This window comes from Sorangium sp. So ce124, from assembly GCF_051525235.1.
In the GTDB taxonomy this organism is placed as follows: Bacteria; Myxococcota_A; Polyangia; order Polyangiales; family Polyangiaceae; genus Sorangium; species Sorangium atrum.
Genome location: NZ_CP150312.1, coordinates 11726533 through 11740075 on the forward strand (window position 1 = coordinate 11726533; position 13543 = coordinate 11740075).

12 protein-coding genes are annotated in these 13543 nt (G+C 70.5%); 9 read left to right on the top strand and 3 right to left on the bottom strand.

All coding sequences use genetic code 11. The features are described 5' to 3' along the window. Positions 1-8: 8 nt before the first annotated feature. A complete protein-coding gene (locus WMF19_RS43930; RefSeq protein WP_437895824.1) occupies positions 9-944 on the bottom strand; it encodes a hypothetical protein in 936 nt (311 codons plus the stop codon). A 436-nt stretch (positions 945-1380) separates the two neighbouring features. On the opposite strand from WMF19_RS43930, the gene WMF19_RS43935 reads away from it, so the two are divergent. Further along, positions 1381-1620, top strand: coding sequence for a hypothetical protein (locus tag WMF19_RS43935; protein ID WP_437895825.1), 240 nt, complete (start codon positions 1381-1383; stop codon positions 1618-1620). Between the two features lie 118 nt (positions 1621-1738). Here WMF19_RS43935 and WMF19_RS43940 read toward each other — a convergent pair whose 3' ends face one another. Beyond that, positions 1739-2740 (bottom strand): LysR family transcriptional regulator, encoded by a 1002-nt coding sequence (locus WMF19_RS43940; protein ID WP_437895826.1) that lies wholly within the window; start codon positions 2738-2740, stop codon positions 1739-1741. Positions 2741-2831: 91 nt separating this feature from the next. Here WMF19_RS43940 and WMF19_RS43945 point away from each other — a divergent pair, with 91 nt between their 5' ends. From WMF19_RS43945 to WMF19_RS43980, 8 genes are all read left to right on the top strand, one after another. Beyond that, a complete protein-coding gene (locus WMF19_RS43945; RefSeq protein ID WP_437895827.1) occupies positions 2832-3152 on the top strand; it encodes a putative quinol monooxygenase in 321 nt (106 codons plus the stop codon). A 620-nt stretch (positions 3153-3772) separates the two neighbouring features. Further along, positions 3773-4045: a hypothetical protein gene (locus WMF19_RS43950; protein WP_437895829.1), complete on the top strand. Its 273-nt coding sequence runs from the start codon at positions 3773-3775 to the stop codon at positions 4043-4045. A gap of 168 nt (positions 4046-4213) precedes the next feature. Further along, entirely contained in the window at positions 4214-5674 is a 1461-nt protein-coding gene (locus WMF19_RS43955) for a sensor histidine kinase (RefSeq protein ID WP_437895830.1), read from the top strand. Next, positions 5671-7056 carry a sigma-54-dependent transcriptional regulator gene (locus tag WMF19_RS43960; protein WP_272102252.1) on the top strand — a complete coding sequence of 462 codons (1386 nt, stop codon included), beginning with the start codon at positions 5671-5673 and terminating at the stop codon, positions 7054-7056. Before WMF19_RS43955 ends, WMF19_RS43960 begins: the two co-directional genes overlap by 4 nt. Positions 7057-7224: 168 nt before the next feature. Beyond that, entirely contained in the window at positions 7225-7893 is a 669-nt protein-coding gene (locus tag WMF19_RS43965; protein WP_437895831.1) for a UPF0158 family protein, read from the top strand. A gap of 23 nt (positions 7894-7916) precedes the next feature. Next, a complete protein-coding gene (locus WMF19_RS43970) occupies positions 7917-8555 on the top strand; it encodes an OmpA family protein (protein ID WP_437796062.1) in 639 nt (212 codons plus the stop codon). A 50-nt stretch (positions 8556-8605) separates the two neighbouring features. Next, positions 8606-8992 (top strand): AgmX/PglI C-terminal domain-containing protein, encoded by a 387-nt coding sequence (locus tag WMF19_RS43975; RefSeq protein WP_272102249.1) that lies wholly within the window; start codon positions 8606-8608, stop codon positions 8990-8992. Positions 8993-9200: 208 nt separating this feature from the next. Beyond that, positions 9201-10442: a VWA domain-containing protein gene (locus tag WMF19_RS43980; protein WP_437895832.1), complete on the top strand. Its 1242-nt coding sequence runs from the start codon at positions 9201-9203 to the stop codon at positions 10440-10442. A gap of 895 nt (positions 10443-11337) precedes the next feature. Here the strand turns inward: WMF19_RS43980 and WMF19_RS43985 are convergent. Continuing rightward, positions 11338-13539, bottom strand: a complete 2202-nt coding sequence (locus WMF19_RS43985) for an ATP-binding protein (RefSeq protein WP_437895833.1) — start codon at positions 13537-13539, stop codon at positions 11338-11340. Positions 13540-13543 lie beyond the last annotated feature (4 nt).

Consider the following 13543-nt stretch of genomic DNA (forward strand, 5'->3'; position numbering starts at 1 on the left):
CGCTCGCCTCACTCGGTCCGGCCGGCCCGCGACCAGCCGCCGACGTCGAGGTCCGGGTGCTGCGCCAGGAAGCTCTGCATGCCGGGCGGCGGGGACACCCACGCCGCGAGGCGCCCCGGCGCCTTCTTGGCGGGCACCACCGCCGAGCGCGTGTAGGAGCTCCACGCGCCGTCGCCGCAGGCATAACACGCGGCGCGCGCGAGCTTCGCGGTCAGCCGGAGCGCCCCCCGCGCGTCGTAGGCCGGCGCGATCTGCACGAGCTCCGGCGCATCCTCCTCTTGCCGGGCGGCCTCCGGGTCGTCCTCGGCCTCGTCGAGGAGCGCCTCGGCCTCGCCCTGCAGCGCCGGCACGCTGGACACCTCGGCGAGCAGATCGACGATCGCGCCCTTGTCGGCGTCCCACACCATGAACCCCACGCCCACGAAGCCGTGCGCGCCGCACGCGTCGCTGTACGTCCGCTCCTCGATGAACAGGTACGGCCCGACGCTCCCGATCGCCTCCGCCTCGTGCTGAATCACGTTGCTCCCGTCCGCGTCCGACGGCGCGATCACCTGCTGGCGCGCGCCCGTCCCGCGCAGCACGAGCTCCGCGCGGTGCGCGGTCCCCTCGCCCGGCTCGCGCGTCTCCCCGGGCCCGAACTCGCAGGCCGAGGTCTCCACCTTCACCTCGCTCACCTCCCAGCGCCACTCCCCTCGACCGGTCGCCACGACGATCCCGGGCTCCTCGCGGATCACCGCGCCTTCCTCGGTGAGGTGCCATGTCCGAGGCGGCCCATCGCCCGTGCGGCCCCAGACCAGGAGCGCCCCGCCGGACGCGGCGTCCTCAGCGCCCTTGGACTCGGACGAACGCGGGGCAGGCGGATGCGGGACGTCGAGGGCAACGGGAAGGGCCGACTGCGGGCGGGCGGCGCAGCCGGAGATGAGCGCAAGCAAAGCGATCGACATGGCGAGTCGGGAGCACGGCATGCCGGCCGGAGGAGCACGGCACATGCCGCGCAGCGCTCTCAGGAAAGGCCGCGCCGCGCAGGGGGTGGGTGTCTCCGCAGGCCCACACCGCGTGGCAGCCGGGAACCATCACGGCCCTTCGGAGGGCAGGATGGGTCGGGCACGTCGCCACGAAGGCGCTCTCGCCCGGGTCAATGGCTCACCGGGCGCGGGGAGGCGAGGACGTTCTGCGCCCCAAAGCGAGAGTGATCGTGCGTGTGCAGAAAACAAGCACGTCGGACCTCGGGAGCACGTAAGCATCAGCGCGCTCTTTGCGGTGCTCCGCCAGTTACCGGAAGACGCGCCGGAGCGCGCCATCGCGCTCGGCCCTCTGCTACGCTTCCGAGCGGCGCTCGTCGAGCCCGGACCGGCGACGCCCGAGGAAGAGGAGTTTGTCATGACCACCCAGGAGCTCGTCGAGCAGTTCATCGAGCAGGGGCGCAAGCAGGGGATGGCGCAGGGGACGATCGAGCTGTACGAAGCGCGGTTCGGCCCCATGCCGCCAGCGCTGCGGTCCGCCGTGGAAGCCATGCGCGACCTGTCGACGCTCCGGAAGTGGCACCTGCTCGCCGGAACCGGGACGCGCGACGATGTGCATGACGCGATAGCCGCCGATCCGGCTGGACGCTCGTCCTGAGCTACCTACAGCCGGATCGCCAAGCGGCCGCGACCGAAAGCGCAGTGCGCGTCGTACGTTTTGGATATCCGACACGTACGGGGGCGGCGCGCCGCGCTCCCGACGCATGATAAGCTTCTCACCGCCCTCGCGCAGGGGGCCCACCGGCCTCGCCCAGCCCCGCGACCGGCTCACACGCGACGGCGCGCTCGATGGCGGCGCGAAGCCAGCTGTGGCCCTCGTCGCCCTCGGAGCGTTCCGGCCAGACGAGCGTCAAGGTGTAACCCCTGGCCTCGAGCGGACACGGCCGCACCACGAGATCGAGCCTCCGGGCCAGCGCCACGGCGACCCGCGCAGACACGGTGAGCAGCAGGTCAGAGCCGGAGAGGATGAACGGAGCGACGAGGAAATGCGAAACGGTCAGGGTCACCCGACGACGCAGCCCCCGCGCCGCCAGCTCCTGATCGATGACGTTGTGGTCCTCTCCGTGCGGCGAGATCATCAGGTGCTCGCAGGCAGCGTAGCGCGCCGCCGTGAGCGCCTTCCGGGAGGCCGGGTGGCCCCGCCGCATCAGGCAGACGAGCTGCTCGGCCGCGAGCTGCGTGGACCGGCATCCGTCGGGCACCGGCCCGCCGCGCCCCAGCTTGGCGTCGAGCTCGCCGCGGCGCAGGAGCTCGGCGAAATCCGGCGGGATGTTGCGACACCGCAGGTTGACGTGCGGCGCCTCGGCGGCGAGGATCCTGGTCAACGGCGGGAGCACGAGCAGCTCCAGGTTGTCGGTCGCGACGAGCCGGAACGTGCGGGTCGAGCGCCTCGGATCGAACCGCTCGGCCTGGCCGAAGACGTGCTCGAGCCGCTCGACGGCCTCGGCGGCTCTCGGCAAAAGGTCCCGCGCTCGCTCGCTCAACGTCATCTTTCTGCCCACCTGGACGAGCAATGGATCCCCGAAATGGGCGCGCAGCCGTGAAAGCGCGTGGCTCATCGAGGGCTGCGTCACGCCCACTCGGCGCGCAGCGCGCGTGACGCTCCTCTCCTGGAGCAAAGCGTGCAAGGCCACGACAAGGTGGGTGTCCACCGACTGCAAGCGCATGGTCGATGGATAGTACGCCGACCCATAGACATCGTCTATGAATCGGCTCACCGACTGTCGATTCGACGATCGATCCGCCGGCGCGTATCTCTGGTCCCCGGACGGCTCGTGCTGCCGCACACCCCCTACCCAGGAAGCTGCAATGATCATCGAGTACATTCGCTACGCGATCCCCGCAGAGCAAGCGCAGGCGTTCCTGTCGGCTTACCGCGCTGCAGCCACGGAGCTGCGCGGCTCCGTGCATTGCCTCGACTACGAGATCTCCCGATGCACCGAGGAGCCGACGAGCTTCGTCGTCCGCATCCGCTGGGACTCGCTGGAAGGCCACCTCCAGGGGTTTCGCAAGGAGGCTTCGTTCCCGTCATTCTTCGCCAAGGTGAAGCCCTTCTTCGAAAATATCCAGGAGATGAGGCACTACGCCTTGACCGACGTCGCCGGCACGGGGGGCCGCCCTGGCGGCTGAACGCGCGCGCGTACGACGCGGGCTCCCCTGGTTTCGCGTAGGCCATCGTGCGATGCTCCCTTGATGACGCGGAAGATCGCATCGGTCCAGGCGCTCGCTCTCGGACGGTCGCTCTCGCTTCTTCTGCTCCTCGTTCACTGCGCGAGCACGCCGAGCCCGACGACCTCGGCCGCTCCGCCCGGCCGAGGGCCTGGCTTGATCGCGGAGCGAGGGCCCGACCCGGAGGCGGCCCCCGAGCAGGGGCCGGCGCCAGAGTCCGAGCCCGCGATCGGCGGCGCGCCGACGTCCGATCCCGACCAGACCCCTGCTTCCGGTCACGCGCCCAGAGCGGACCTCCCGCCGCCCACCAAGCCGGCACGATGCGCTGCTCCAGCCCGACCTGCTCAGGACTTCGTCGACTGCGCCGACAGCGAGGTCTTCGCCGCCGGCTGCTGCTACCCTAGCTTCGAAGCGGCCTGTGCGGGCCTCGGCTGCTCTCCGACGGCCTGCGAGCGCTTGAAATCGATCCCCCTGCAGGCCCGATGCACCCCCTGATGGTCATGCACCCGGAGGGCCCGACGATGGGCAGCTCTCGACAACAGCCATATCCGCGGCGACAGCCCGGTCGCTCGTCGCCGTGGGTGCATAGGCCCCTCGCGGCGCTCCTCACGCTCCTCGCGGCGGGCGCCGCGCTCGCGGCCTGCTCCAGGGTCACCGGCGCGCCGAAGGGCCGCGAGGCAGCGCCGGAGCGCGACAGCGCCTGCGCCGATCCAGCGAAGCCCAGGGCGTACTTCTATCCTGCGGAGAACCGGACGGACTACGCGCCTGACGACCCCTGGAAAGACGGCTGCGCCATGCTGGTGCCAGATCACCTGTTCTGCTGCCCAGAGAAAGCACCCGCCGGCCCGCGGTAACAGGTCGTACCGAAGCGGCCCGCCAGGCTCCACAGGGGAGCGCGCTCCGGCGGCCCGCGGGCCCGCGCGCGGGCCATCGCCGGTGCCGCAAAATGCGGCATGTCGTACTTTGCGGCGGCGTCGAGCGGCGATGGCTCGCCGCGCTCCACCTGCGCTACGACGTCGGGCATGAAGCTGGCGCGCAAGCTGACGCTCGCCCTGGTGTTCGGCGTTTTCCTTGTGCTCGCGCTGAGCGCCTACGTGCAGATCCGCAGAGAGGCCAAGACCTTCGAGAACGATGTCCAGCGGGACCATCACGCGATGGGCCGCGCGCTGGCCGCCGCCATCACGGGGGTGTGGCGCACGGAAGGGCCCGCGCGGGCGCTGCGCCTTGTCGAGGACGCCAACGAGCGCGAGAGACAGGTGGACCTCCGGTGGGTCTGGCTCGATGAGCAGGCGGATGACGCCCATCGGCCCCAGCTCGCGCCGGAGCTGCTCGTCCCCGTATCGCGAGGGGAGGCGGTCGTGCACAGGCTCCCTCGTGAAGACGCGGACGTGCTCGTCACGTGCGTGCCGGTGCCGGTGACCGGCGACCGCGTCGGCGCGCTGGAGCTCTCCGAGTCGCTGGCGGGAGCCCGCCGCACCACCCACGGCATGATCCTGAACACGGCGGTCACGACGGCCGCTCTGACGCTGGTATGCGGGTTGCTCGCGACTTCCCTCGGAGTCGGGCTGGTGGGACGTCCCATGCGAACGTTGATCGATCAGGCGCGGCGGATCGGCGCCGGCGATCTCTCCCGGCGCCTGTCGCTGCGCCAGGAGGACGAGATCGGCGAGCTCGGACGGGAGATGGATGCGATGTGTGACCGCCTCGCCGCGGCGAACCGAAAGCTCGAGTCCGAGGCCGTCGAGCGGCTCGCCGCGCTCCAGCAGCTCCGCCACGCCGAGCGGCTCGCCACCGTCGGCAAGCTCGCGTCCGGGATCGCACACGAGCTGGGAGCGCCCCTCCAGGTCATCGTGGGGCGCGCGCGCATGCTGGTGGACGGGGACGTCACGGGAGAGGAGGTGCCGGCCAACGGGCAGATCATCCTCGAGCAGTCACAGCGGATGACCCAGATCATCCGCCAGCTGCTCGATTTCGCCCGGCGCCGCAGCGCAGAGAAGCAGGAGACCCCGCTGAGGAGCGTCATTCACAGCACGTTCGTCATGCTGAGGCCGCTGGCCGAGAAGCAGGGCGTCACGATGGTCCAGGAAGGAGACACGCCGGAGCTGGTCGTCCACGCAGACGCCGAGCAGCTCCAGCAGGCGCTCACCAACGTGGTGGTCAACGCGATCCAGGCCATGCCGTCCGGCGGCACGTTGGCCGTGGGCCTCCGGGCGGAGCGCGCCAGTCCCCCGGCCGACCAGGGAGGGGCCGAGGGGGATTATGTCGCGCTGTCCGTTCGTGACGAGGGGCAGGGCATACCGGCCGACGTCCTGGAGCACATCTTCGAGCCGTTCTTCACGACCAAGCCCGTGGGCGAAGGGACCGGGCTCGGCCTGTCGGTCGCCTACGGCATCATCAAGGAGCACGGCGGCTGGATCCACGTCGACAGCCGGGCGGGCTCGGGGAGCCGCTTCACCATGATGCTGCCGCGAGGGAACTCATGACAGGGCGCGTCCTGATCGTCGACGACGAGCGCGGCGTCTGCGAGCTCCTCGACGCCGGGCTCAAGAAGCGCGGGTTCCGGACGGCATGGCGGACGTCGGCCGCAGAGGCGTTCGAGCTCCTCGGCGTGGAGGATTTCGACGTCGTGATCACCGACATGACCATGCGCGGCATGAGCGGCCTCGACCTCTGCGAGCGGATCGTCGAGAACAGGCCCGATCTCCCGGTCATCGTCATCACCGCGTTCGGGAGCCTCGACACCGCCACGTCCGCCATCCGCGCCGGCGCGTACGACTTCGTGACCAAGCCGTTCGAGCTCGAGGCGCTCCGGCTCACCGTGGAGCGCGCCCTGCGCCACCGCGCCCTCCGCGAGGAGGTGCGCCGCCTGCGGCGCGCCGTGGCCGACGCCCACGGGTACGAGCAGATCCTCAGCGGCAGCCCGGTGATGAGGAGCGTATTCGATCTGCTCGATCGCATCGCCGACTCGGACACGTCGATCCTCATCACGGGAGAGAGCGGGACCGGCAAGGAGCTCGTCGCCCGCGCCGTGCACCAGCGCAGCCGGCGGAGCGAGGGCGCGTTCGTGGCGGTCAATTGCGCTGCGGTCCCGGACGCCCTCCTCGAGAGCGAGCTCTTCGGCCACGCGCGAGGCGCGTTCACCGACGCCAAGGGGGCCAGGAGCGGCCTGTTCGCGCGGGCCCACGGCGGGACCCTGTTCCTCGACGAGATCGGCGAGCTGCCGATCGGGCTCCAGCCGAAGCTCCTGCGCGCCCTCCAGGAGCGCGTCGTCCGGCCCGTCGGCGCCGACGAGGAGCTCCCGGTGGATGTCCGGCTCATCGCCGCGACGAACCGCGACCTCGAGACCGCGATCGAAGAGCGCCGTTTCCGCGAGGATCTCTACTACCGGATCAACGTGGTTCACGTCGACCTGCCGCCGCTCCGCTCCCGCGGCGCCGACGTGCTGCTGCTCGCGCAGCATTTCCTTGAGCACTTCGCGACCGTCAAGGCGAGGCCCATCCAGGGACTCTCGGCGCCCGCGGCGGAGAAGCTCATGGCCTATGCGTGGCCCGGCAACGTGCGCGAGCTCCAGAACTGCATCGAGAGGGCGGTCGCGCTCGCTCGGTACGATCACATCACCGTCGACGACCTGCCCGAGAAGATCCGGACCTACCGGCGCTCCCACGTCCTTGTCTCGAGCGACGACCCGACCGAGCTCGTCCCCATGGAAGAGGTCGAGCGACGCTACATCCTGCGCGTCCTGGAGGTGGTCGGCGGCAACAAGAGCCAGGCGGCGCAGATCCTGGGCTTCGACCGGGCGACCCTCTATCGGAAGCTCGAGCGGTACGGCATGCGCGGAGGACGCTCGAGCGACCCGAAGCCGTGATCCGCCCGGCGGCCCCGCCGCCGCGAGGCGCGCGACTCCCGTCCTCATCGACCTGTTGCACAACGCGACACCCGCAGCTGCTTGCGGAAAACATGCTCTCCGGCGCCCCGCGCAGGCGCGTGCGTCCTGCACGCCTGGCATGGGAGCTGCCTACAGGCCGGGCTCGCAATGTGCACCACCGCGCCGGAGTCCACTGCTGCGAACCGGAGAATCCCTGTCGACTGGAACGCTCTCGCGAACGCCTTCGACAACACCGCTCAGCACATCCGCTATTTCCTTCACCTCGAGACAGGCGCCGTGATCCGGCTGGTCGACGGGCTCGCCGACCCGGACACGTGCGCGCGCATCGAGGCGGATCCGCGCTGCGTGCGTGTCGAGGCCATCGGCGCGCGGGAGCAATACGGATGGCTGGAGGCGTTCATCCCGACGGTCGACGACCTCGAGCTCCAGGTGACGCTCCTGCATTCCCTCCAGGGCCGGGGATCGTTTCGGCGGTTCAAGGCCGTGCTCTCTGGCAGGCCAGAGCAGCTCCGACGCTGGCGCGTCTTCCGGCTCGCGCAAATCCGTGCCAGCATCCTCGCGTGGTTTCACACCCGCGGTCTGATACCGGCTTCGTTCGAGCATGCGTGGCCCAGCGAAAGCGCTGAGCCGAGGAGATCTCACGCCGCCGACTCGGCTCGCCGGCGGCTCCACGCGGCGGCGAGCGCCCTCGCGCCCGGCGATCTCCACGCGCTCACGTCGCTCGCCGAGTTCCTGCGCGCGACGCGCTCCGGCGCGCCGATTCCCGCGGTTTCATCAAGGGGCGACGGAGAGCGCCCCGGTGGCCTGGGCCCGTGACAGCGGGCCATGGAGACGCGATCATGAACGAGTTCGACGATAAACGAGATGTGACGAGCCGCCCGAGCCCCCGCTGGCTCGTCGCGCGGCGCAGCGCGCGGCGGGCCACGGGCTTCGGGCCCTGGGTCGCCGCCGCCGCGCTCACGGCGGTGGGCCTTGGCCCCATCGCCTGCGGCGGCGTCACCACGTTCGAAGGAGGGAAGGCGCTCGCCGTCGTGGGCCGGCCGCCCGCGCCGCCCCCGCCGCCCGCGCCCCCGCCGGAGCGCGTGGTCGTGACGGACGACAAGATCATCATCAACGAGAAGATCCAGTTCGAATACGACCAGGCGACGATCCGGTCGGAGTCACACAGCTTGCTGGACGAGGTCGTCAGCACGATCAAGAAGCACACGCACATCAAGAAGATCGCCATCGAGGGTCACGCGAGCGCCGAGGGATCGGACGACCATAACCTGAAGCTCTCGGATCGCCGCGCGAAAGCCGTGATGAAGTACCTCGTCGACCACGGGATCGCCGCCGGAATGCTCACCGCCAAGGGCTTCGGCAAGTCGAAGCCCATCGCGGACAACGACACGCCGGAGGGGCGCGAGAAGAACCGTCGCGTCGAGTTCAACATCGTCGAGCAGGACACCGCGCAGAAGACCGCGGACGCCGGCAAATGAACGCTGGTCCGAAACCGAGCCGCAAGGGCGCTCCCCGCAAGGAGGCGAGCATGAAGAAGTTGTTTTCGGGTCTCACCATGATGGTTCTGGCGAGCGCGTCCGCGGGCTGCTCCTTCGCCGTGCGGAACGCCGAGATGTACCGCGACGATACGGCAGCGCTGCTCGAGACGAGGCGCGACGAGATCAGCGCTTGTTATGACGCAGAGCTCGCGCGGAACCCCCGCGCGCAGGGCAAGGTCACCGTCGCTTTCACGGTGCTCGAGGACAGCGGCCGCATCACGAACGTCGCCGTCGATCCCGCCGGCACCACCGCGTCGGACGATGTGGCGAGCTGCGTCGTGAAGTCGATCGACGGGCTCGTCCTCACCCCGCCGGACGAGAAGCAAGGGAAGGGGAAGTTCGTCTGGGAGTTCACCGTCGGGGCTCCGAAGGCGTAGCGCCGGCGGCGACGGAGCGCGGCGGCGCCGCCGCGCTCCGCCGCGCCGTCCTCCTTGTGCCCCGCGGCCACGCCCCCTATCCTGCCGCTGTGCGGCACGCACGCACCGCGCTCGCGGCCGCTCGCTGCTCGCGCCGCAGGGCGGCTCATCGGGCTTCCGCCAAACAGGCTCTCTGGAGAGCTCGCGACCCCTCCGACACCCCACAGCGATGAGCGCCCGCACCCCCAAGAAAGCCCCTCCGCCCCCCTCCCCCGCCGGCGCGACGGACGACCTCACCGACGGCGATCGCGACGCCCTCCTGCGCTGGCGGCTGGCGCTCGGGGCCGAGGCCGAGCGCGTCGATCCTCGGCTCTCCCTGGGCGGCCTCGGCGGCGCGGCGTCCGCGCTCCACGTCGACCCGCGGCGGCTCGGCGACCTCGACAAGGCCCTCTCGTTCATCTACGACGAGCGCGCCGGCAACCTGGGCGGCTCGCGGCCGTACGTCCCCGAGTGGCTCTCCGCGGTGCGCGAGTTCTTCAGCCACGACATCGTCGCGCTCGTCCAGAAGGACGCCATCGAGAAACGAGGGCTGACGCAGCTCCTCTTCGAGCCCGAGACGCTGCCCTTCCTCGAGAAGAACGTCGAGCTCGTCGCCACGCTCATGAGCGCGAAGGGCCTCATCCCCGACGCCGCCCGGGAGACCGCCCGGCAGATCGTGCGCGAGGTCGTCGAGGAGGTGCGGCGCGCGCTGGAGTCCGAGATCCGCACCGCCGTCCTCGGCGCCCTGCGGCGGAACACGACGAGCCCGCTCCGCGTCCTCAGGAACCTCGACTGGAAGCGCACCATCCGCAAGAACCTCAGAGGATGGGACGCGGAGCAGCGCCGCCTCGTCCCCGACAAGCTCTATTTCTGGGCGAACCAGACGCGGAGACACGAGTGGGACGTCGCGATCCTCGTCGACCAGTCGGGCTCCATGGGCGAGAGCGTCGTCTACAGCTCCATCATGGCCGCGATCTTCGCGTCCCTCGACGTCCTCCGCACTCGGCTCCTCTTCTTCGATACCGAGGTCGTCGACGTGACTCCGATGCTCGTCGATCCGGTCGACGTGCTGTTCACGGCGCAGCTCGGCGGCGGCACCGACATCAACCGCGCGGTGGCCTACGCCCAGGCGAACTTCATCGAGCGCCCCGAGAAGACGCTGTTCATCCTGATCACCGACCTGTTCGAGGGCGGCAACGCCGAGGAGCTCGTCGCCCGCATGCGCCAGCTCGCCGACAGCAAGGTGAAGTCGATCTGCCTCCTCGCGCTGTCCGACAGCGGCAAACCCTCGTACGACCACGACATGGCGCAGAAGCTCGCTGCCCTCGGGACCCCCTGCTTCGGCTGCACCCCGAAGCTCCTCGTCAAGGTGGTAGAGCGGCTCATGCGAGGTCAGGACCTCGGCCCGCTGCTCGACGCCGAGGCGCGCTGAGCGCCTCGGCGAGGGCACAAAACCACGGAGGCACAGAGGACACAGAGGTTCTTTTCCTTCCTCTGCGTCGTCTGTGCCTCCGTGGCCCTCGCACCGCCAGAGCGGGGCGCATCGTCGCGCGGTCACGCGCTACAGGCTCCTCCGCGTCGCTCGGCCCGCTGCGGCGCGCTTCCTCGAACACCGCCGCGCCGGCGAGCGCGCCCGCGCCGCCCTGTCAGCGCGCGCGGCGGGTCGCCTTCGCCGAGCGCTCGTCCGTCCGCCGGGCGGCGGCGCGCTTCCGGGACGTGGCGCCCCGGGCAGCGCTCGCAGAGACCCGCCGGCGGGCCCCGGCCGCGCGAACCACCTCTTCCAGAGAGGGTGTCTTGACCAGAAGGGGACCCGCGCTGCTCTCGGCGCTGATCGAGGGGCCAACTAGGCTGATAGAAAGTTTCACTTGAACTACCGATATATGTTGCGGACTGATCACGTCGCTCAGCGAGGGCTCATCACCTATAAACCGTTTTGATCTTTTACGCAGCGTCGCAGTGCGGAGATCAGGAGCCCTGAGCGCCCGTCCGGACGTGAACTTGTCCACCCGGGAGATCCACTCGCCTTCCGCCTCTCACGGCGGATGCACGCATGCACCACGGAGGCACGAAGGCACGGGTCTGGGTTCGCTCCGTGCCTCCGTGTCTCCGTGGTGATCGGCGAGGGACTGCCCCCGGGTGTCGCACCGGGCGCTCTGTCACGAGCTTGTTGCACGATGCAGGCCAACGATGGCCGGATGCCGGCGTCGCCGCTTTTCACGGGGGGACCGTGAGCCGCCTTTCACGGTTGAAACCACCGGTTGCAACGGTGGCGCAGCGCGACCGCATCCCTGCCCCACGGACGGCAGGTGAGCTCAGGAGAGCGCCTCTCAGCCGGCAGGACCGGTCAACGACGATCCAGGGCGCTCGCCCAGGGGCCCGGACGGACCAGCCGCTCGGGGCGGGAGCGGCAACGCCACCTGGAATCTGGCCCCCATGCCCGGGGCGCTCTCCACCTGGATGCTGCCGCCGTGAGCCCTCAGGATCTGGTCCACGATGTACAGGCCGACCCCCAGCCCGCCATACGAGCTGGTCGGCGCCGCGCGCTCGAAGCGCCCGAAGATGCGGGCGATGTACTCCTGAGCGATCCCGATGCCCTGATCTGCCACCTGGAGCACCGCGGACCGCCCATCCACCGAGATGCGCACCTGGATCGGCTTGCCCCGCCCGTATTTGATGGCGTTCATGAGCAGGTTGGTGATCACCTGATCGATCCGCAGGCGGTCCCACCGGCCGACCGCGGTCAACGGCATGTCCAGATTGAGCGTGCAGCCGGCCCGCTCCAGCTCGGCTTCGAGGCGGCCCGCCACCTCGCGCGCCACGTCGCACAGATCCACGTCATCGAGGCTCAGCTCGAGGTGGCCGCTGTTGATGCGCGCCACGTCGAGCAGCGTGTCGATGAGCCGCGTGAGCCGCTCGATCTGCCCGCCGGCCTGGGAGAGCTTCGCCAGCACCTGATCCGCCGGCAGCCCGCCGTCGGCCCGGTGGAGGGCGCGCGTGAGGCCCTGGACCTGGAGCACCAGCGCGCTGAGCGGCGTCCTCAGCTCGTGCGAGGCGACCGCCACGAAATCCTCGCGGATCTGCACGGCCTCGCGCGTCATCCGCAGCAGCCGGGCGTTCTCGAGGCAGAGCGCCGCGCGCTGCGCGACGTCGAGGGCGACCGCGAAGTCGGGCGGCTCGAAGCGCTCGCCCGGCTCGACCCACACCATGCTGAGCGCCCCGAGCACCTCGCCGCGCGTGACGAGCGGCACGCACAGGTAGCTGCTGGCGCCGATCTCCTGGATCACGGCGGGATCGTCGATGTCGAGCGCCACGGCGACGTCGCGCGGAGCGCACTCGACGCGCAGGTCGGGGCGGCCGGTCGTGAGCACTGCGCCGACACCCTCCGCGGTCAAGGCGAGCTCGCGCGGGCCGAATCGTTCCACGAATCGTTCCACGAACCGCGCCCCGTCGCGGGGCCGATGCGCGGCCGCGAGCCTGCGCGCGCCGCCGTCCTCGCGCAGGTCGAGCACGCACCAGGTGCAGATGCGCTCCGCGGCGATGCGCACGAGGGCCGTCGCGACGCTGTGCTCGTCGAGCGACGCCGAGAACGAGCTCGACGCCTCCGCGAGGATCTCCGAGCGGCGCACCGCGGCCTCGGCCTCCGCGCGGGCCGCCCGCTCGCGCGTCAGGAGGTGCAGGCGCTCCTGCTCGTGGCGCTTGCCGTCGTCGATGTCCGTGAAGCTGCCGAGCCAGGCGACCACCCGCTTCCAGACGTCCCGCTCCGGCACCGCCCGGCACAGGTGCCACCGGTAAGCGCCGTGGATCGACCTGAGGCGACACTCGCCCTGAAAGGGCTCGCCCGACTCCAGGCAGCGCCGCCACTTGCTGACGAACTGGTTCAGATCGTTCGGGTGCACAGCGGCCTGCCAGCCCCAGCCGCGGAGCGCCTCGAACGCGAGCCCGGTGTACTCCAGCCAGCGCGAGCTCACGTAATCGATGCCGCCGTCGAGCTTCGCCGTGAAGACGCACTGCGGGATGGCGTCGGCCAGGTTCTGGTACCTCGCCTGCGCGGCGCGCCGGAGGTCCTCGACCTCGGCGTCGCGCCGCCGCTGCTCGGCCTGGCGCAGGAGCTCCGCCTGCTCCTTGATCTGCTCGCCGCGCCGGTGGAGCTCGACGAACACGGCGACCTTCGCCTGGACGACCTCCGGCTCGAGCGGCTTCAGGAGGTAGTCGACGCCGCCCACGGCGTACGCCCTGTAAATGGCCGCGAGATCGTCCGTCGCCCCCGTCAGGAAGATGATCGGCGTGTGGCGCGACCTCTCCCGCTGCTTCACGAGCGAGGCGACCTCGAAGCCGTCGATGTCGGGCAGCCGCACGTCGAGCAGGATGACCGCGAAATCCTCGGACAGGATCCTGAGGAGCGCGTCCTTCCCGCTCGCGGCGGTCACGAGGCGGTAGCTCTCGTCGGCCAGGATCGCCCTGAGCGCCGTCAGGTTCTCCGGCTGATCGTCGACAAGGAGGATGCTGGTCGTCGCGGGCGCGGTGGACACGGTG

What these genes read in the sequence shown, in the direction of transcription:
- WMF19_RS43930 (WP_437895824.1), bottom strand. Translation starts at nt 944, where the DNA reads ATGTCGATCGCTTTGCTTGCGCTCATCTCCGGCTGCGCCGCCCGCCCG.
- WMF19_RS43935 (WP_437895825.1), top strand. Translation starts at nt 1,381, where the DNA reads ATGACCACCCAGGAGCTCGTCGAGCAGTTCATCGAGCAGGGGCGCAAG.
- WMF19_RS43945 (WP_437895827.1), top strand. Translation starts at nt 2,832, where the DNA reads ATGATCATCGAGTACATTCGCTACGCGATCCCCGCAGAGCAAGCGCAG.
- WMF19_RS43955 (WP_437895830.1), top strand. Translation starts at nt 4,214, where the DNA reads ATGAAGCTGGCGCGCAAGCTGACGCTCGCCCTGGTGTTCGGCGTTTTC.
- WMF19_RS43960 (WP_272102252.1), top strand. Translation starts at nt 5,671, where the DNA reads ATGACAGGGCGCGTCCTGATCGTCGACGACGAGCGCGGCGTCTGCGAG.
- WMF19_RS43965 (WP_437895831.1), top strand. Translation starts at nt 7,225, where the DNA reads ATGTGCACCACCGCGCCGGAGTCCACTGCTGCGAACCGGAGAATCCCT.
- WMF19_RS43970 (WP_437796062.1), top strand. Translation starts at nt 7,917, where the DNA reads ATGAACGAGTTCGACGATAAACGAGATGTGACGAGCCGCCCGAGCCCC.
- WMF19_RS43975 (WP_272102249.1), top strand. Translation starts at nt 8,606, where the DNA reads ATGAAGAAGTTGTTTTCGGGTCTCACCATGATGGTTCTGGCGAGCGCG.
- WMF19_RS43980 (WP_437895832.1), top strand. Translation starts at nt 9,201, where the DNA reads ATGAGCGCCCGCACCCCCAAGAAAGCCCCTCCGCCCCCCTCCCCCGCC.